Raw genomic sequence first — 18,777 nt, 5'->3', positions numbered from 1 at the left:
CGTGATCCCCTCGGCGCTGGCACTCGGCGTGCTCGCGGCCGCGCTCGCGTGGCCCGTGCCCGTCATGCTGTCGGCGGCGCGCTGGCCCGCCGCACGGCCCGCGACCGCACTCGCGCTGTGGCAGCTCATCGCCCTCGCCGGCGGACTCTCGATGATCGGCAGCCTGCTGCTGTTCGGTTCGGCCCCGGCCGGCTCGATCGTCGGCGCCGCCGAGACGCTGCTGCCGCACTTCTTCGACGGCGACCTGCCGCCCGGATTCGGCGTGGCGCATCTCGCGGCGCTCACCCTCGCGATCGGTCTCGCCGTGCATCTCGCCCTGAACCTCGGACTCACCGTCGCCCGGGCCGAGCGCGAACGGCGCCGGCAGCACCACCTCATCGCAGTGCTCAGCGACCCGCTGCCCGACTCGCCGCACACCCGCGTGCTGCCCTACCCGGTTCCGTTGGCGTACTGCGTTCCGGGCGTCCGCACCGCGACGGTGCTCACCGACGGGCTGGTGGCCGCGCTCGACGAGCGAGAACTGGCCGCGGTCGTCGCGCACGAGCGGGCCCACCTCGACCAGTTCCACCACCTGGTGCTGATCGCGTTCCGGGCGTGGCACAGCGCCCTGCCCTGGTTCCCGATCGCGAACCGGGCCGAGCGGAGCGTGACCCTGCTCACCGAGATGCTCGCCGACGACGGCGCGATCCGCGACGTCGGCGGCGAACCGCTGCGGCGGGCCCTGGCACGATTGGGCGCCGGCGCCGAACCCGGTGCCTACGCCGACGCGGGCGGCGTCGCCCCCGATGCCGTCATGCTCGAGTCACGACTCGCCCGCCTGCGCCCGGCGGATCCTCAGGCAGACCCCCGGGACATCCGCCCCCGCGCCGCCTAGGCTCGGGTGCGTGAACGACGTCCTCGACTGGATCCTGCAGACCGTGCAGGCGGTCGACCCCGTGCTGCGTACTCTGCTGGCCGGCGTCGGGGTGATGCTCGAGACGTCGATCCTGATCGGGCTCATCGTGCCCGGCGACACCATCGTGCTCGTCGCCTCGACCGCGATCGAGAACCCCGTGCAGTACGTCGCGCTCGTCGTCGCGGTCATCGCAGGCGCGCTCGCGGGCGAGTCCATCGGCTTCGCGATCGGCCGCTGGTTCGGTCCGCACCTCGTGCGGTCCCGCCTCGGCCGGCGCATCGGCGACACGCAGTGGACGCGCGCCCAGCGGTACGTCGACCGGCGCGGCGGCCCGGCCGTGTTCCTGTCGCGATTCCTGCCGGTGCTGCACTCGCTCGTGCCGCTCGTGGTCGGCATGAGCGCGATGCGCTACCGTCGGTTCATCGCCTGGACGTTGCCGGCCTGCGTCATCTGGGCGTTCGCCTACGCCACGGTCGGATGGCTCGCCGCCGACAGCTACCGCGAGCTCAGCCGAGAACTGCACTGGGCAGGGTACGTCTTCGTCGCGGTCATCGCGCTCTTCCTCGTCGTCGTCTGGCTGGCCAAGCGCGTCATCGTGCGCATCGAGGCACGGCACTTCGAGTCGGATGCCACGGAGCCGGACACGGGCAGCGCGGATGCCACGGCGGCATCGACGACCGAGGGGCCGGACGCCGTGGCATCCGACCCCTCTGACGCTCCCGAGCCCGACGCTCCCGAAGCTGACGCTCCCGAAGCGGGGACCCCCGAGCGGAACCCGGGCGCCCGCTCCTAGACGAGCCCCTTCGATTCGAGCCACTCGGCCGCGATGTCGTCGGCGTTGCGCTGCTGGTTGACGCTCTGGTCGTTCAGCGCGACGAGGTCGGCGGCCGTGAGGGCCGCACTCACCTCGTTGATGATGTCGGCGATCTCGTCGGTGATCTTCTCGCTCACCAGCGGCACCACGTTCGACGCGAGGAACAGGCCCTTCGGGTCGTCGAGGGTGACGAGGTCGTTCGTCTTGATGTTCGGGTCGGCGCTGTAGATGTTCACGAGCTGCACCTGGTCGTCGACGAGCGCCTTGACCGTGAGCGCACCGCCCGAATCCTCGATGGCGGTGAAGCCCACCTCGACGCCGTAGACCTCCTTGAGCCCCTTCGGGCCGTACGGCCGGGTCTCGAGCTCGGCGTTGCCGCCGAGCGTCAACGGCGTCGAGACGCCGGCGAGGTCTTCCAGGCTCGTCACGCCGTTCGCGTCGCTGAACGCCTTGGTGACGTTGTAGGAGTCCTGATCGGTCGCGGGCGACTGGTCGAGCACGCGCAACCCGTCGGGCAGCGCATCCTGCAGGGCCGCGAACACGTCGTCGCTCGTGCGCGCCTCGGTGTCGGGCTCGTAGAACTGCAGCAGGTTGCCCGTGTACTCGGGGAACAGATCGATCTTGCCGGCCTCGATCTCGGGCAGGTAGACCTCGCGCTGACCGATCTGGAACTGCCGGTCGACGGTGAAGCCGTTCGCCTCGAGCGCCTGCGCGTAGATCTCGGCGATGATCTCGTTCGAATAGTAGGCCTGCGAGCCGATGACGATCGTCTCGGACGATCCCTCGGCCCCGGTGCCGGAACCCTCGTCGAGCGGATCGCTCGTGGCACACCCTGCCAGGGCTACTACCGCCCCGACCGCGACCGCCGCCAGGGCGACGTGCCGGCCTCTTCCAGCTGTGAACATGTTGCTTCCCTTCGGTGTTGGGCTCAGCCCATGGCCGCGCGCGCCCGAGCCGGACGTGCGCGGAGGTTCGTGGTGGTGCGACCGACGCGAACGCCCTCGGGCACCACGAGTCGTTGGATGATCGCGAAGACGCCGTCGAGCACGAGCGCCAGCGCGATGATGAGGATCGAGACCCCGAGCATGGCCGGGTAGTCGCGGGTCTTGAGCGCGACGAACAGCGTCGAGCCGAGACCGCCGCCGCCGATGTAGGCGGCGAGGGTCGCGGTGGCGACCACCTGCAGCACGGCGGCCCGCACGCCGCCGATGATCGTGGGCAGGGCGAGCGGCGTCTCGACGCGCAGCACGATCTGGGGCTCGGTCATGCCCACCGCTCGTGCCGCGTCGACCGTGCGACGGTCGACCGCGCCGATGCCCGCGTACGCACCGGCGAGCACCGACGGCAGGGCGAGCACGACCAGCGCGATGAACGGCGCGACCGGGCCGATGCCGATCGCCAGGCCGATGAGCGTCAGCAGGCCGAGGGTGGGCAGGGCGCGCAGGCCGCCCGAGGTGAGCACGGCCGCCTCGCGACCGCGGCCGGTGTGCCCGACGAGCGCGCCGATCGGCAGCGCGATCACGCAGGCCGCCACGACGACGGCGAGGCTGAACACGACGTGGTAGCCGAGTTGCGCGCCGAGACCCGAGGGGCCCGCCCAGTTCTCGGGATCGAACAGCCACGCGAACGCGTCGAGGATCAGGTTCACGCGATCGCCTCCACGTTCGCCAGCCGCGACGGACGGCGACCGCGCCGCTCCACCTTGGTCCACGGCATGAGCAGGCGCCCGGCCACGACCGCGACGAGGTCGAGCGCGAACGCGAGCACGACCGTCGCGACGATGCCGGTGGCGATCTCGAGCGGGATGTTGCGCTGGAACCCGTCGGTGAACAGGCTGCCGAGACTCGGGATGCCGAGCACCGCGCTGACCGTCACGAGGCTGACCGTGCTCACGATGACCACCCGGAGCCCGGCGAGCAGCGCCGGACCCGCGAGCGGCAGTTCGACCGCGAAGAACCGCCCGAGCGACGAGTACCCGACCGCGGTCGCCGACATGCGGATGTCGCGATCCACGTCGGCGAAACCGTCGGCCGCCGACCGCACCATGAGCGCGACGCCGTACAGCGTCATCGCCACGACCACGTTCACGGGCGACCGCAGCTGCGTGCCGATGAGGGCGGGCAGCGCGATGAACAGCGGCAGCGACGGGATCGCGTACAGGATGCCGCACACGCTGAGCAGCACCGCACGACTCCAGCGGAATCGCCACGCCACCCAGCCGATCGGGATCGAGAGCACGAAGCTCAGTATGATCGCGGGCACCGACAATGCCAGGTGCACGAGCGCCAGCTCGCCGACCCGGTCGAGGTTCGACCAGAGCCAGGTCACGAGGCGAGCACTCCCGCCGGGCGGCCGTCGGCGTCGACGACCACCTGCCGACCGCCGACCTGCGTGACGCGCAGCGCCCGCTCGGCGCGGTCGGCCCCGATGAACCCCGCGACGAACTCGTCGGCCGGGCTCGCGATGATCTCGGCCGGCGTTCCCCGCTGCACGATCTCGCCGCGCTCGCGCAGGATCACGATCTGGTCGCCCAGCCGGAACGCCTCGTCGATGTCGTGCGTGACGAACAGCACGGTCTTGCCGAGCTCGCGCTGCAGGCGCAGCAGTTCGTCCTGCAGCTCGGTGCGCACGATCGGGTCGACCGCACCGAACGGCTCGTCCATGAGCAGGATGTTCGGGTCGACCGCGAGGCCGCGCGCGACGCCCACGCGCTGCTGCTGCCCGCCCGAGAGCTGCGACGGGTACTTGTCGGCGAGCGAGCGGTCGAGTCCGACGGTGTCCATGAGCTCGAGCGCCTTGGCCCGGGCGTCGCGACGGCGCTCACCGCGCAGCACGGGAACCGTCGCGATGTTGTCGGCCACCCGGCGGTGCGGCAGCAGCCCCGAGTTCTGCATCACGTAGCCGATCGACCGGCGCAGCTTCACGGGATCGACGGTCGAGACATCCGTGCCGTCGATGCGCACCTCGCCTCCGGTCGGATCGACCATGCGATTGACCATCCGCAGCAGCGTCGTCTTGCCCGAGCCCGACGAGCCGACGAGCACGGTCGTGCGGTGCGGGGGCACGACGAGGTCGACGTCCGCGACGGCGACCGTGCCGTCGGGGTACTGCTTGGTGACGCTGCGGAACTCGATCATGCCGCCCCGTTTCCGCGGGCCGGCATTCGCGCCCCGCCTCACCCAGCCAAACACCATTCGAGACGGCAGGCAAACGGCTTGACGCCGTGCGACGAACGGTGACCCCGCCCCGGACGGGGCGCGGCTCAGGCCGCGTTCGAGGCGATGAGGCGGCCGGCGAGATGCGGCTCGAGGTACTCGCGCACGATGCGCTTGGCCTCGTCGAGGTAGCGCGGGTCGCCGTCGATGTCGCGGGTGAACGCACGGTTGATGAGCGAGCCCCCGATCTCGAGCGCGACGCCCAGGCGGAACCGCAGCTCGGCGATGTCGGATGCCTCGCCGAACTCGGCCTCGATCACCGAGGCCATGCGCGCGGCGATCTCGGGCTCGCCGTCGTCGGCGAGGTCGCGGTCGCCGCCGTGGACGACCGAGAACCCGGGCTCCTCGCGATGCAGGTCGATGCACGCGTCGAGCGCGGTCTCGACGATGCTCCACCAGTCGTCGGTGCTCACCGAGGCGAGCCGCTCGGCGATGCGCAGCCGGAACCGCTCGACCGACCGTTCGCGCAGCGCGTGCAGCACGGCGACGCGGTCGGGGAAGTACCGGTACACGGTGCCGATCGAGGCTCCGGCGCGCTCGGCGACCATCTGCGTGGTCAACCGTTCGAATCCGAGCTCGTCGGTGATCTCGGCGGCGGCGTCGAGCAGCGTGTCGAGCCGCTGAGTGCTGCGTCGCTGCGTCGGCTCCGTGCGCACGGTACGTCGGCGCCCGTGATCGGCCCCCAGGATCAGGTCGATGTGCGGCACGGAACCTCCCTCATCTTCGCCGGACCACTCTACCCGGCGCGCCGAGCGTCGAAGACCAGCACGAGTCCGCGAGCCGCCCCGCGGATCGGGCCGCAGGTCGGCCCGCGAGTCGGCCCGCGAGTCGGCCCGCAGCCGATGATCATGACAGACTGGCAGGATGCCGGTCGACATTCCGCCCCCGGCCGGTGCTCCCCCACGCATGGCCCGGCACCGTGCCGCGCGCCTCGAAGACTGGATCCACGACGTGCGCGAGCGCTGGGCGCGCGGGCGCGGGCATCTGCCGACCGTGATCCCCTACACCGGGTACGGCTCGACCGAGTGGGTGCGCGTGTTCTGCCGTGTGCTGCTGTCCAAGCCGAAGGCCCAGATCGAGGGCTCCGCGCGTCGCCCGCAGCCGAGCATCCGCGGCTGGCGCAGCTTCACGAGCGTGCCGATCGGCGACGTGCCGGTCTCGATCGAGGTGGGCGGGTCGCGCATCGAGGTCCTCGCCGACCGCGGCGGCGTGGTCGACACGAAGGTGCCGGTACGGCTCGAACCCGGCTGGCACACCGCCACGCTGCACACCGACGGCGCGGTGCCGGTCGAGGCGCCGATCACGGTCGTCGCGCCCGAGACCCGGTTCGGCATCATCTCCGACGTCGACGACACCGTGATGGTGACGGCGCTGCCCCGACCCCTCGTCGCGGCGTGGAACACGTTCGTCCTCGACGAGCACGCCCGCATCCCCACGCCCGGCATGGCGGTGCTGTACGAGCGCATCGTGCGGGCGAACCCCGGCATCCCCGTCATCTACCTCTCGACCGGCGCCTGGAACGTCGCGCCCACGCTGACCAGGTTCCTGTCGCGCAACCTCTACCCGGCCGGCCCGCTGCTGCTCACCGACTGGGGCCCGACCCACGATCGCTGGTTCCGCAGCGGCCGCGAGCACAAGGACGAGAACCTGCGCCGGCTCGCCGAGGAGTTCCCCGACATCAAGTGGCTGCTCATCGGCGACGACGGCCAGCACGACGAGGAGCATTACGCGAAGTTCGCGGCCGAGCACCCCGACCGGGTCGCCGCGGTCGCGATCCGGCGGCTGTCCACGGGCGAGGCGGTCCTCGCGGGCGGGCGTTCCAAGACCGAGGAGCACGAGGCGGATGTCCCGTGGGTCTCGGCGAGCGACGGTTCGCGTCTGGCCGACCGACTCGCCGAGGTCGGCGTCCCGATCGCCTGAGACTCGCCGACCCCGCCGAAGCTCGCTGAGCCCGTCGAAGCGCCCGAAGCTCGCTGAGCCCGTCGAAGCGCCCGAAGCTCGCTGAGCCCGTCGAAGCGCCCGAAGCTCGCTGAGCCTGTCGAAGCGCTCGAAGCCCGCTGAGCCCGTCGAAGCGCCCGAAGCTCGCTGAGCCCGTCGAAGCGCCCAAAGCCCGCTGAGCCCGTCGAAGCGCCCAAAGCCCGCTGAGCCTGTCGAAGCGCCCGAAGCCCGCTGAGCCTGTCGAAGCGCAGCTCCCTTCGACAGGCTCAGGGAGCGACTGGGGACAGGCTCAGGGCGCGGCCGGGGCAGCCGGCAGCACCGCCGCCCGCGCCCGCCGGAACCGCAGCAGGTCGCGGTTGATCTGCCGCGCCCACAGCGGCCCCCGGTAGATGAACGCCGAGTACCCCTGCACGAGCGTGGCGCCCGCGTCGAGCCGATCCTGCACGTCGGCGGCCGTCTCGACACCGCCGACCGAGATCACGCAGAGCCCGGTCGGCACCTGTTCGCGCACGATCCGCAGCACCTCGAGCGAGCGGGCGGCGAGCGGCGCCCCCGACAGCCCGCCGGCGCCGATGCGCTCGACCTCGGCCGCGGAGGTTCGCAGCCCCTCGCGCGAGATCGTCGTGTTCGTGGCGATGATGCCGTCGAGCCCGAGCAACACGACGAGCGCGCAGATGCGCCGCACCTCGTCGTCGCTCAGGTCGGGCGCGATCTTCACGAGCAGCGGCGTGTCGCCGGCGGCGCCGCGGACCGTGCGCAGCAACGGCTCGAGCGCGTCGAGCTCCTGCAGGCCGCGCAGGCCCGGGGTGTTCGGCGAGCTGACATTCACGGCGAGGTAGTCGGCGTGCGGCGCGAGCACGCGCGCGCTGCGCTCGTAGTCGGCCGCGGCCTCCTCGACCGGGGTGACCCGGCTCTTGCCGATGTTCACACCCAGTACCGGGCGGTGCGTGCGGCGCGCCAGTCGCGAGAGGCGGCCGGCCGCGGCATCCGCCCCGCCGTTGTTGAAGCCCATGCGATTGACCAGCGCGCGATCCTTGATCAGCCGGAACAGCCGCGGCCGCTCGTTGCCGGGCTGTGCGATCGCCGTCAGCGTGCCGACCTCGACGTGTCCGAAGCCGAGGTTGCCGAGCCCGCGCACGGCGAAGCCGTCTTTGTCGAACCCGGCCGCCACGCCGAACGGCGACGGGAAGCGCAGCCCGAGCGCCTCCACAGCGAGCGACGGGTCGGGAGCGGTGAAGCGCTCGACCAGCCGGCCGAACCCGAGCGTCGGGAGCAGCCGGATGACCCGGAACGCGAGGTGATGCGCGTTCTCAGGGTCCATACGGGAGAAGACCAGCGAGAAGAGGAGTCGATACATGCCGCGTTCAGGCTACCCGAGTGCGTTCACTCGACCGGACGGGCCGGCAGGCGACCGTGCTCGGCGCGCAGCTGGCCGATCGCCGACTCGAAGTCGTCGAGCGAGTCGAACGCCTGGTAGACGCTCGCGAACCGCAGGTAGGCGACCTCGTCGAGCTCGCGCAACGGCGGCAGCACCGCGAGACCGATGTCGTTCGCGTCGATCTGCGAGGCGCCCGTCGAGCGGATCGTCTCCTCGACCTTCTGCGCGAGCACCGCGAGGTCGCTGTCGGTGACGGGGCGGCCCTGGCACGCCTTGCGCACGCCGAGCACCACCTTCTCGCGGCTGAACGGCTCCACCACCCCCGAGCGCTTGATGACGGACAGGCTCGCGGTCTCGGTCGTCGAGAACCGGCGGCCGCACTCGGGGCACTGGCGCCGGCGGCGGATCGAGAGGCCGTCGTCGCTGGTGCGCGAGTCGATCACCCGCGAATCGGGGTGGCGGCAGAAGGGGCAGTACATGGCGTCTCCAGCCTAGCCGCGGGTCATCGGGCCGCGGCCGGGAACCGGGCGGTCACCGCGTCGCCGTGCGCCGGGAAGTCCTCTTCGGCCGAGAGCGCCGCCACGACCGGCGCGACCTCGCGCAGCGCCGACTCGTCGTACCGCACCACCTGCTGCGGCCGGAGGTACGTCGACGCCGAGAGCCCCGACGCGTAGCGTGCGGTGCCGCCGGTCGGCAGCACGTGGTTCGAACCCGCGGCGTAGTCGCCGAGACTGACGGGCGAGTACGGGCCGATGAAGATCGCGCCGGCGTTCTCGATGCGGGCGAGCACCGCGTCGGGGTCGGCGACCTGGATCTCGAGGTGCTCGGGCGCGAAGGCGTTCACGAAGTCGGCGGCCTGCGCGAGGTCGTCGACGAGCACGATCGCCGACTGCGGACCGCCGAGCGCGCTCGCGGCGCGCTCGGCGTGCCGGGTCGCGGCCGCGCGGGTTTCGAGCCGGCGGTCGACGTCGGCCGCGAGCTCGGCCGAGTCGGTGACCAGCACGGATGCCGCGAGCTCGTCGTGCTCGGCCTGGCTCAGCAGGTCGGCGGCGACGAACTCCGCGTCGGCGGCGGCGTCGGCGATCACGACGATGTCGGTCGGCCCGGCCTCGGCGTCGATGCCCGTGACGCCCGCGACGGCGCGCTTGGCGGCCGCGACGTAGACGTTGCCGGGGCCGGTGACGCGCTGCACCGGTTCGAGGCCCAGGTCGGGCACCCCGTAGGCGAAGGCGCCGATCGCGCCGGCGCCGCCCATCGCGTACACCTCGTCGACGCCCAGCAGCGCGGCGATCGCCGCGATGGTCGGGTGCACCCGGCCGCCGTGGTCGGCCTGTGCGGGCGAGGCGAGCGCGATCGAGCGCACCCCGGCCGCCTGGGCGGGCACGACGTTCATGATCACGCTGGACGGGTACACTGTCTTGCCGCCGGGCACGTACAGCCCGACCCGCGCCACCGGCTGCCAGCGCTGCTCGATCACCGCGCCCGGCGCGAGCTCGGTCGTCACCGGCGGCGGCACCTGCGCGGCGCTCGCGGCGCGGACGCGCGCGATCGTCGCCTCGATGGCCGCCCGCAGGTCGGGGTCGAGCGCCTCGGCGGCGGCCGCGAGCTCGTCGGCGGGCACCCGCACCGACGCCGGTCGCACCCGGTCGAACCGCTCGGACTGGTCGACGAGCGCCGCCGACCCGCGCTCGCGCACGTCGTCGATGAGCTCCTGCGCCACGTGCAGGGCGGCCGACACGTCCGTGGACGCCCGCGGCACCGCCGCGAGCAGTTCGGACTCGGACGGACGGGTTCCCCGCAGATCGATGATGCGCAGCATGCCTTCCAGCGTATCGACCGGGGCGGGCCCGCTCAGACCAGGCAGTTCGGCCCGAGCAGGCTCTTCAGCTCGCCGAAGAAGTCGGCGCTGACCGACACCGGGTACGGCAGCTCGAACACCCGCGCCGAGCCGCCCTTGGTGAGCCGCAGCCGCACCTCGGTCTCGCCGCGATGGCGGGTGAGCACATCGCCGAGCGCGGTGATCGTGTCGGTGGTCGCCCGCACGTCGGGGATCGAGATGACCACCGGCCCGTTCTCGTCGTCGGCCGACCCGAGGTCGGGGGTGAACACGCTGAACGCGTGCAGGTTCATGCCGTCGTCGCGCAGCGAGACGCGGCCGCGCACCACCACGATCGAGTCGCTCTTCAGGGTCGGCGCGAACTCCTGGTACGCCTTGCCCATGAACATCACGGTGATCTCGCCCGAGAAGTCCTCGACCTGGATCATGCCGTACTGGTTGCCGCTCTGACGTGCGACCCGGTGCTGCACGCTCGTGACGAGCCCGGCGACCGTCACCGTCTCGCCGTCCTGCGTGGAGTCGGACCCGGTGAGGTCGGTGATCGAGATCGACGCGTGCTTGGCCAGCGGCACCTCGAGGCCCGCGAGCGGGTGGTCGGAGACGTAGAGGCCGAGCATCTCGCGCTCGAACGCGAGCTTGTCCTTCTTGGCCCACTCGGGTCGATCGGGCACGAGCGACGGCGCGGCATCCTTCTCGTGCTCCTCGAAGAGGCTGTCGAAGTCGAACCCGATGTCGCCGTTCTCTTCGGCCCGCTTGTCCTTCACCGCCTGCTCGACCGCGCCCTCGTGGATCTCGACGAGCGAGCGCCGGGTGTGCCCGAGCGAGTCGAACGCGCCGGCCTTCACGAGCGACTCGATGGTGCGCTTGTTCGCGACGGGGATCGGCACCTTCTTCAGGAAGTCGTGGAACGACTCGAACCGCCCCTTCGCGTCGCGTGCGCCGCGGATCGCGTCGACGACGTTGAAGCCGACGTTGCGCACCGCGCCGAGGCCGAACCGGATGTCCTCGCCGACGGCGGCGAAGAACCCGATCGACTCGTTCACGTCGGGCGGCAGCACCTTGATGCCCATGCGGCGGCACTCGTTGAGATACAGCGCGAGCTTGTCGCGGGCGTCGCCCACACTCGTGAGCAGCGCCGCCATGTACTCGGCCGGGTAGTGCGCCTTCAGGTACGCCGTCCAGTAGCTGAGCACGCCGTAGGCGGCCGAGTGCGCCTTGTTGAACGCGTAGTCGGAGAACGGCAGCAGGATGTCCCACAGGGTCTTCACCGCGGCATCCGAGTAGCCGTTCTCGTTCATGCCCGACTTGAAGCCCGCGTACTGCTTGTCGAGCTCGGACTTCTTCTTCTTGCCCATCGCGCGGCGCAGGATGTCGGCCTGACCGAGCGAGAACCCGGCCACCTTCTGCGCGATCGCCATCACCTGCTCCTGGTAGATGATGAGGCCGTACGTGGTGTCGAGGATGTCGCGCAGCGGTTCGGCGAGCTCGGGATGGATCGGCGTGATCTCTTGCTGACCGTTCTTGCGCAGCGCGTAGTTCGTGTGCGAGTTCGCGCCCATCGGGCCCGGACGGTACAGCGCGATGACGGCCGAGATGTCCTCGAAGTTGTCGGGCTTCATGAGGCGCAGCAGCGACCGCATCGGCCCGCCGTCGAGCTGGAACACCCCGAGCGTGTCGCCGCGCGAGAGCAGGTCGTAGGCGTCCTGATCGTCGAGCGCGAGCTCTTCGAGCACCGGGCGGAACCCGCGGTTCGCCTCGATGTTGTCGAGCGCGTCGTCGATGATCGTGAGGTTGCGCAACCCCAGGAAGTCCATCTTGATGAGGCCGAGCGACTCGCACGCGGGGTAGTCGAACTGCGTGACGATCTGGCCGTCCTGCTCGCGCTTCATGATCGGGATGATGTCGATCAGCGGCTCGCTCGACATGATCACGCCGGCCGCGTGCACGCCCCACTGGCGCTTCAGATTCTCGAGGCCGAGGGCGGTGTCGAAGACCGTCTTCGCCTCGGCGTCGGTCTCGATGAGGGCGCGGATGTCTCCGGCCTCCTTGTAGCGCGGATGGTCCTTGTCGAGGATGCCCGAGAGCGGGATGTCTTTGCCCATCACCGCGGGCGGCATCGCTTTCGTGAGCTTCTCGCCCATGCCGAACGGGAACCCGAGCACGCGCGACGAGTCCTTCAGCGCCTGCTTCGCCTTGATCGTGCCGTAGGTCACGATCTGCGCGACGCGCTCCTCGCCGTACTTCTCGGTGACGTACTTGATCACCTCGCCGCGACGACGCTCGTCGAAGTCGACGTCGAAGTCGGGCATCGACACGCGATCGGGGTTCAGGAACCGCTCGAAGATGAGCCCGTGCTGCAGCGGGTCGAGGTCGGTGATCTTCATCGCGTAGGCGGCCATCGACCCCGCACCCGAACCTCGGCCCGGGCCGACCCGGATCCCGTTGCGCTTCGACCAGTTGATGAAGTCGGCGACCACCAGGAAGTAGCCCGGGAACCCCATCTGGCTGATCACGCCGACCTCGTAGTCGGCCTGCGTGCGCACCTCGGCGGGGATGCCGTTCGGGTACCGCTCGTGCAGGCCGTGCTCGACCTCCTTCACGAACCAGCTCTGCTCGTCTTCGCCGGCGGGCACCGGGAAGCGCGGCATGTAGTTGGCGCTCGTGTTGAACTGCACGTCGCAGCGCTCGGCGATCGCGAGCGTGTTGTCGCACGCCTCGGGAAAGTCGCGCCAGACGTGGCGCATCTCGGCCGCGGTCTTCAGGTAGAAGTCGTCGGCGTCGAACTTGAACCGGTTCGGGTCGTCGAGGGTCGACCCCGACTGCACGCACAGCAGCGCCGCGTGGCTCTTCGCGTCGTGCGCGTGCGTGTAGTGCAGATCGTTCGTCGCGACGAGCGGCAGGCCGAGGTCTTTCGCGAGCCGCAGCAGATCGCCGCGGATGCGGGTCTCGATGCCGAGCCCGTGGTCCATCAGCTCGCAGAAGTAGTTGTCCTTCCCGAAGATGTCGCGGAACTCGGCCGCGGCCTTCACCGCCTCGTCGTACTGGCCGAGCCGCAGCCGCGTCTGCACCTCGCCCGACGGGCACCCGGTGGTCGCGATGAGCCCCTTGCCGTAGGTCTGCAGCAGTTCGCGGTCCATGCGCGGCTTGAAGTAGTAGCCCTCGATCGACGCGAGCGACGACAGCCGGAACAGGTTGTGCATTCCCTCGGTCGTCTCGGCGAGCAGGGTCATGTGCGTGTACGCGCCCGCGCCCGACACGTCGTCGCCGCCGCCCGAGCCCCACCGCACGCGGGTCTTGTCGCCGCGGTGGGTGCCCGGCGTGAGGTACGCCTCGGTGCCGATGATCGGCTTGATGCCGGCGTCGGTCGCCTGCTTCCAGAAGTCGTACGCGCCGAACACGTTGCCGTGGTCGGTGATCGCCACGGCGGGCATCTCGTACCCCTGCGCCGCCTTGATGAGCTCGCCCACTCGCGCGGCCCCGTCGAGCATCGAGTACTCGGAATGCACGTGCAGGTGGACGAAGGAATCGGCGGCCACGGAGCTCCTCACGAGTTCGTCTGGGGAGCATCCAGTCTATGGGCGGCCGCCCACACCCGAGGGGTGCCGACCGGCGTTCCGCTCAGTCTCCGCGCAGCACCTCGAGCGCGTGCGCCAGATCGGCCGGGTACTCGGAGACGAACGTCGTCCATTCCCCGGTCGCCGGGTGCATGAACGCGAGCTGCTTCGCGTGCAGCCACTGCCGGGTGAGCCCCAGGCGGGCAGACAGCGTCGGGTCGGCGCCGTACATCGCGTCGCCCGCGCACGGGTGCCGCTGGGCGGCCATGTGCACCCGGATCTGGTGCGTGCGGCCGGTCTCGAGGTGGATCTCGAGCAGCGACGCGAACGGGAACGCCTCGATCGTCTCGTAGTGCGTCACCGCATGCTTGCCCGACGCCGTGACCGCGAACTTCCACTCGGATTTCGGGTGGCGCCCGACCGGCGCGTCGATCGTGCCGGCGAGCGGATCGGGATGCCCCTGCACGACCGTGTGGTAGATCTTCTCGACCTCGCGGTCGTGGAACGCGCGCTTCAGCGCCGAGTACGCGCGCTCGGACTTGGCGACCACCATCAGCCCGCTGGTGCCCGCGTCGAGTCGGTGGACGACGCCCTGCCGCTCGGGAGCCCCCGAGGTCGAGATGCGGAACCCGGCGGCCGCGAGCGCGCCGACCACGGTCGGGCCCTCCCAGCCGACCGAGGGGTGCGCGGCGACGCCGGCGGGTTTGTCGACGACCACGAGGTCGTCGTCGTCGTGGATGATGCCGAGATCGGGCACGGCGACCGGCTCGACTTCGAGCGCGCGCGGCGGCTCCCAGGTCACCTCGAGCCAGGCGCCGGCGCGCAGCCGGTCGGATTTGTCGACGGATGCCCCGTCGAGGCTCACGCCGCCCGCGGCGGCGATGTCGGCCGCCTGCGTGCGCGAGAAGCCGAGGAGCTTGGCGAGCCCGGCGTCGACCCGAGCACCGTCGAGTCCGTCGGGCACTGGGAAGGAGCGGGATTCCATCTCAGGATTCGCTGGGGACGGCGCGGTCGATCGACGACACGACGCGATCGTCGCCGGATGCCCCGGCGCCCGATGCCCCGGCCGCCCCGTCGGCGGTCGCGGCATCCGACCGCTGCTCGCCGCGCCGCTCGCGCGACCCGTCGAGCCCGACCCCGAGGATCGTGAGCAGCATGAACAGCACCATGCTCGACACGATCGCGATGTCGGCGACGTTGTAGATCGCGGGCAGCATCCACGGCGTGGAGATGAAGTCGATCACGTGCCCGAGCCCGAAGCTCGGTTCGCGCAGGAGCCGGTCGGTCAGGTTGCCGAGCACCCCGCCGAGCAGGAGGCCGAAGACCACGGCCCACGCGATCGAGCGGATGCGACGGGCGAACCAGATGATGAACGTGATCACGCCCGCGGCGAGGACCGTGAAGATCCAGGTCATGCCGCTCGCCATCGAGAACGCGGCACCCGGGTTGCGCACGAACTGCCACTGCAGCAGGTTGCCGAGCACCGGGACGATCTCGCCCTCGGTGAGGTTCGAGACGACGGCCGCCTTCGTCAGCTGATCGATCGCGTAGGCGGCCACCGCCGCGGCGAAGAGGACGACGAGCGCGAGCGCGCCGGAAGCCTTTCCGCCGCGCTCAGCCGCCAAAGCCCTGGAAGGTCGGTGCCGGGGCGGCCTCGCCCTGGGTCACGCCCCCGACCGGGGCGCTGAAGCCCTGGTTGCCCGAGACCTGCACCGGCGCCGCGGTGTCGAGCTCGCGCAGCTGACCCTCGATGTAGCTCTTGAGCTTGGCCCGGTAGTCGCGCTCGAACAGACGCAGCTCGTCGACCCGCTTCTCGAGCGCCACGCGCTCCTGGTCGAGGATGCCGATCTGCTGACGCTGCTTGGCCTCGGCCTCGGCGACGACGCGGGCAGCGGTCGCGTGGCCCTCGGCGATCAGCGCGTCGCGCTTCTCGACGCCCTCGCGGACGTGCTCCTCGTGCAGGCGGCGGGCCAGCTGCAGCAGGTTGGTGGTCGACGTCTGCTCGTCGAGCTCGGACTGCGGGGTCGACACCTGCGTCGGCACCGCGACCGTGGGCGGCGGGGAGGCGGGCTCGGCGAACGTCACCGGGGGCGCCTGCGTCGGCGCGGGCTGCACGGCGGCCGCGGACACGGCGTCGTTGGCACGGGCCTCGGCGGCGGCCAGGCGCTGGCGGAGCTCGTCGTTCTCCTGGTTCAGACGCCGGAGCTCGACGACGACCTCGTCGAGGAAGTCGTCAACCTCGTCCTGGTCGTAGCCCTCGCGGAACTTCGTCGCCTGGAAGCGCTTGTTGACCACATCTTCCGGAGTTAGCGCCATGGCTTGCACCCTCATATCTGTCTTGCGGACGGATCACGTTCTGCTAACGGTAGCAGGGTCGCCGGGCCCGGCGAAGTGCCGGGCGCCTCGCGTCGACATGCTCGCAGCAGATCGTCAGGCGCTGAGCGCGGTCGCCGCGCTCAGCCCCGAGACGATCGTCATCAGGATGATGACGAGGAGCATCGCGAGGCTCCAGCCGAGGTCGATCGCGACCTGCCCGAAGCGGATCGGCGGCACGAGCCGGCGGAAGAACTTCACCGGCGGATCGGTGACCGTGTACACCGTCTCGACCACGACGAGCCCCACTCCGCTCGGTCGCCAGGACCGATTGAACGTGCGCACGAGGTCGAGGACGAACCGCGCCCACATCACGAAGAAGTAGATGAGCAGCAGCGTTGAGAGGATGCTCCAGACGACGTTGAGTGCTCCCACGACGGGAGAGTCTACGCGTGCGTGAAGAAGGACTCGGCGTCGCCCTCGGCGTCGCCGGTCTCACCCGACACGACCACGTGCGCCGGCGAGAGCAGGAACACCTTGCTCGTCACTCGCTCGATCTTGCCGTAGAGGCCCTGCGAGAGGCCGCTCGCGAAGTCGATGAGCCGGCGGGCGTCGCCCTCGGACATCTGCGAGAGGTTGATGATCACCGGAACGCCCTCGCGGAACGATTCGGCGATCACCTGCGCGTCGCGGTACTGCCTCGGGTGCACGGTGAGGATCTCGTTCATCTCCGCCTGCTGGATCGTCGGCTGGACGTGGGGTTTGCGCAGCGGCGTGACGGCCGCTCCGGATTTCGGGCTCGAAGGAGCCGCCTGCACGACCGGTGCGGGCTGCGGGGCGCTCTGGGGCTCGGGCTCGAGTTCCTCGTCGGCGAGTCCCAGGTAGACCATCGTCTTCTTCAGCGGGTTCGACATCGCTGCCCCTCCGTCGGTGATTCCGTCTTCTTCGAGGCTAACCGCGCACGGGGCGATTCCCCGTGATTGCGGTGCCGATCCGCAGGTGTGTCGCACCTTCGGCGATCGCCTCGCGGAAGTCCTGGCTCATCCCGATCGACAGATCGGATGCCTCGGGTGCGAGCGGCAGCACGACGCGGTCGCACAGCTCCCGCACGCGGGCGAACGCCGGCCGCGCCGGTTCGTCGAGCGGTGCGACCGCCATGAGCCCGCGCAGCCGGAGCCCCGGGGCATCCAGCACCCGCTCGACGAGCGGGCCCAGTTCGGCGGGCCGGGCGCCTCCGCGCTCGGGATCGTCGGTGAGGTTCACCTGCACGAACACGTCCACGGATGCCTCCTCGCTGCGCAGTGCGTCCACCAGCGCCGCGCGGTCGACCGAGTGGATCGCCGAGGCGTAGCGGCGCACCTGTCTGGCCTTCTTGCTCTGCAGCTGCCCGACGAAGTGCCAGCGCAGGTCGAGCCCCGCCAGCTCGGCGGCTTTCTGCTGCGCCTCCTGGTGGCGGTTCTCGCCGACGTCGCGCACCCCGAGCGCGACGAGGTCGGCGACGAGCGACGCGGGATGGAACTTCGTCACCACGATCAGCGTCACGCCGTCGGGCGAGCGCCCGGCCTCCACCGCGGCATCGGCGATCTCGGCCCGCACCAGTTCGAGACGGGACGCCAGGCTCACTTCAGGAAGTCGGGGATGTCGAGGTCGTCGCCGTCGTCGTCGAACGCGGGGTCGGTGACGATGCGGTCGGCCGACTTCGTGTCGAGATCGCCCCAGTTGGCCGACTCGACGAGCTCCTCGATGTCGATCTCGCCGATCGGCTCGGGCGCGTCGGTCGCGGACGACGAGCCGGATGCCCCGACCCCGACGCTCACCGCGGCGGGGATGAGGCTCGGCCGGCGAGCTTCGACCGAGGCGTCCTTCTGCTGCGGTTCGCCGCCGTCGAAGCCGGCCGCGATCACCGTGACGCGCACCTCGTCGCCGAGGGTGTCGTCGATGACCGCGCCGAAGATGATGTTCGCCTCGGGGTGCACGGCTTCCTGGACGAGCCGGGCCGCGTCGTTGATCTCGAAGATGCCGAGGTTCGAGCCGCCCTGGATCGACAGCAGCACGCCGTGCGCGCCGTCGATCGACGCCTCGAGCAGCGGGCTCGCCACGGCGAGCTCGGCGGCCTTGATCGCGCGGTCGGCGCCGCGCGAGGACCCGATGCCCATGAGCGCGGAACCCGCGCCCTGCATGACGCTCTTCACGTCGGCGAAGTCGAGGTTGATGAGGCCGGGCGTGGTGATCAGGTCGGTGATGCCCTGCACACCGGCCAGCAGCACCTGATCGGCGGTCGCGAAGGCCTCGAGCATCGAGATCCCGCGGTCGCTGATCTCGAGGAGCCGGTCGTTCGGCACGACGATGAGGGTGTCGACCTCTTCTTTCAGGCGGGCGACGCCCTGCTCGGCCTGGGTCTGCCGGCGCTTGCCCTCGAAGCTGAAGGGCTTGGTGACCACACCGATGGTGAGTGCGCCGATCGACTTCGCGATGCGCGCGACGACCGGGGCGCCGCCTGTCCCGGTGCCGCCGCCCTCGCCCGCGGTCACGAAGACCATGTCGGCGCCCGCGAGCGCCTCCTCGATCTCCTCCGCGTGGTCTTCGGCGGCGCGCCGGCCCACTTCGGGATCCGCGCCGGCGCCGAGGCCCCGGGTGAGATCGCGGCCGACATCGAGCTTGACGTCGGCGTCGCTCATCAGCAGCGCCTGCGCGTCGGTGTTGATCGCGATGAACTCGACACCGCGCAGCCCGAGCTCGATCATGCGGTTGACGGCGTTGACGCCGCCGCCTCCGATGCCCACCACCTTGATGACGGCGAGGTAGTTCTGGTTCATCGACATGTCCGACCCTC

18 protein-coding genes and 1 pseudogene are annotated in these 18,777 nt (G+C 70.8%); 3 read left to right on the top strand and 16 right to left on the bottom strand.

Annotation, left to right across the window (positions count from 1 at the left end; translation table 11 throughout):
• Position 1: 1 nt before the first annotated feature.
• Positions 2 to 874, top strand: a complete 873-nt coding sequence (locus MTO99_RS03665; RefSeq protein ID WP_243557043.1) for a M56 family metallopeptidase — start codon at positions 2 to 4, stop codon at positions 872 to 874.
• Between the two features lie 10 nt (positions 875 to 884).
• Positions 885 to 1,538: pseudogene (locus MTO99_RS03660) on the top strand (DedA family protein); the annotation flags it as partial.
• A gap of 146 nt (positions 1,539 to 1,684) precedes the next feature.
• On the opposite strand, the gene MTO99_RS03655 reads toward MTO99_RS03660, so the two are convergent.
• The 5 genes from MTO99_RS03655 to MTO99_RS03635 all read right to left on the bottom strand — a co-directional run bounded on the left by MTO99_RS03655 (position 1,685) and on the right by MTO99_RS03635 (position 5,631).
• Complete coding sequence (locus MTO99_RS03655; RefSeq protein WP_243557042.1) at positions 1,685 to 2,614, bottom strand: ABC transporter substrate-binding protein; 930 nt, start codon at positions 2,612 to 2,614, stop codon at positions 1,685 to 1,687.
• A 23-nt stretch (positions 2,615 to 2,637) separates the two neighbouring features.
• Positions 2,638 to 3,357 carry an ABC transporter permease gene (locus MTO99_RS03650; protein WP_243557041.1) on the bottom strand — a complete coding sequence of 240 codons (720 nt, stop codon included), beginning with the start codon at positions 3,355 to 3,357 and terminating at the stop codon, positions 2,638 to 2,640.
• Positions 3,354 to 4,037 carry an ABC transporter permease gene (locus tag MTO99_RS03645; RefSeq protein WP_243557039.1) on the bottom strand — a complete coding sequence of 228 codons (684 nt, stop codon included), beginning with the start codon at positions 4,035 to 4,037 and terminating at the stop codon, positions 3,354 to 3,356. The genes MTO99_RS03650 and MTO99_RS03645 overlap by 4 nt, the downstream gene beginning before the upstream one ends.
• Positions 4,034 to 4,846 (bottom strand): ABC transporter ATP-binding protein, encoded by an 813-nt coding sequence (locus tag MTO99_RS03640; protein WP_243557038.1) that lies wholly within the window; start codon positions 4,844 to 4,846, stop codon positions 4,034 to 4,036. Before MTO99_RS03640 ends, MTO99_RS03645 begins: the two co-directional genes overlap by 4 nt.
• A gap of 125 nt (positions 4,847 to 4,971) precedes the next feature.
• Positions 4,972 to 5,631, bottom strand: coding sequence for a TetR/AcrR family transcriptional regulator (locus MTO99_RS03635; RefSeq protein WP_243557036.1), 660 nt, complete (start codon positions 5,629 to 5,631; stop codon positions 4,972 to 4,974).
• 157 nt (positions 5,632 to 5,788) lie between these two features.
• Here MTO99_RS03635 and MTO99_RS03630 point away from each other — a divergent pair, with 157 nt between their 5' ends.
• Positions 5,789 to 6,844, top strand: coding sequence for an App1 family protein phosphatidate phosphatase (locus tag MTO99_RS03630; protein WP_243557034.1), 1,056 nt, complete (start codon positions 5,789 to 5,791; stop codon positions 6,842 to 6,844).
• Positions 6,845 to 7,151: 307 nt separating this feature from the next.
• Here the strand turns inward: MTO99_RS03630 and MTO99_RS03625 are convergent, their stop codons facing one another.
• The 11 genes from MTO99_RS03625 to ftsZ all read right to left on the bottom strand — a co-directional run bounded on the left by MTO99_RS03625 (position 7,152) and on the right by ftsZ (position 18,766).
• Positions 7,152 to 8,219 carry a quinone-dependent dihydroorotate dehydrogenase gene (locus MTO99_RS03625; protein WP_243557032.1) on the bottom strand — a complete coding sequence of 356 codons (1,068 nt, stop codon included), beginning with the start codon at positions 8,217 to 8,219 and terminating at the stop codon, positions 7,152 to 7,154.
• Between the two features lie 26 nt (positions 8,220 to 8,245).
• Positions 8,246 to 8,719, bottom strand: a complete 474-nt coding sequence (gene nrdR, locus MTO99_RS03620) for a transcriptional regulator NrdR (RefSeq protein ID WP_149159202.1) — start codon at positions 8,717 to 8,719, stop codon at positions 8,246 to 8,248.
• A 23-nt stretch (positions 8,720 to 8,742) separates the two neighbouring features.
• Positions 8,743 to 10,059, bottom strand: a complete 1,317-nt coding sequence (gene hisD / locus MTO99_RS03615) for a histidinol dehydrogenase (protein ID WP_243557029.1) — start codon at positions 10,057 to 10,059, stop codon at positions 8,743 to 8,745.
• A gap of 32 nt (positions 10,060 to 10,091) precedes the next feature.
• Entirely contained in the window at positions 10,092 to 13,565 is a 3,474-nt protein-coding gene (dnaE, locus tag MTO99_RS03610; RefSeq protein WP_243558938.1) for a DNA polymerase III subunit alpha, read from the bottom strand.
• Between the two features lie 130 nt (positions 13,566 to 13,695).
• A complete protein-coding gene (locus MTO99_RS03605; protein ID WP_243557027.1) occupies positions 13,696 to 14,616 on the bottom strand; it encodes an RluA family pseudouridine synthase in 921 nt (306 codons plus the stop codon).
• A gap of 1 nt (position 14,617) precedes the next feature.
• Entirely contained in the window at positions 14,618 to 15,256 is a 639-nt protein-coding gene (gene lspA / locus MTO99_RS03600) for a signal peptidase II (RefSeq protein ID WP_435520792.1), read from the bottom strand.
• Entirely contained in the window at positions 15,246 to 15,947 is a 702-nt protein-coding gene (locus MTO99_RS03595; RefSeq protein ID WP_243557025.1) for a DivIVA domain-containing protein, read from the bottom strand. Before MTO99_RS03595 ends, lspA begins: the two co-directional genes overlap by 11 nt.
• 114 nt (positions 15,948 to 16,061) lie before the next feature.
• A complete protein-coding gene (locus MTO99_RS03590) occupies positions 16,062 to 16,379 on the bottom strand; it encodes a YggT family protein (protein WP_243557024.1) in 318 nt (105 codons plus the stop codon).
• 11 nt (positions 16,380 to 16,390) lie between these two features.
• Positions 16,391 to 16,858 carry a cell division protein SepF gene (locus MTO99_RS03585; protein ID WP_243557022.1) on the bottom strand — a complete coding sequence of 156 codons (468 nt, stop codon included), beginning with the start codon at positions 16,856 to 16,858 and terminating at the stop codon, positions 16,391 to 16,393.
• A 37-nt stretch (positions 16,859 to 16,895) separates the two neighbouring features.
• A complete protein-coding gene (locus tag MTO99_RS03580) occupies positions 16,896 to 17,567 on the bottom strand; it encodes a YggS family pyridoxal phosphate-dependent enzyme (protein ID WP_243557020.1) in 672 nt (223 codons plus the stop codon).
• Positions 17,564 to 18,766: a cell division protein FtsZ gene (ftsZ, locus tag MTO99_RS03575; RefSeq protein ID WP_243557018.1), complete on the bottom strand. Its 1,203-nt coding sequence runs from the start codon at positions 18,764 to 18,766 to the stop codon at positions 17,564 to 17,566. Before ftsZ ends, MTO99_RS03580 begins: the two co-directional genes overlap by 4 nt.
• Between the last annotated feature and the right edge of the window lie 11 nt (positions 18,767 to 18,777).

Source organism: Agromyces larvae (assembly GCF_022811705.1).
GTDB classification, from domain to species: Bacteria; Actinomycetota; Actinomycetes; order Actinomycetales; family Microbacteriaceae; genus Agromyces; species Agromyces larvae.
Note: the sequence above shows the minus strand (reverse complement) of the source record. Positions and strands in the feature narration are given on the sequence as shown.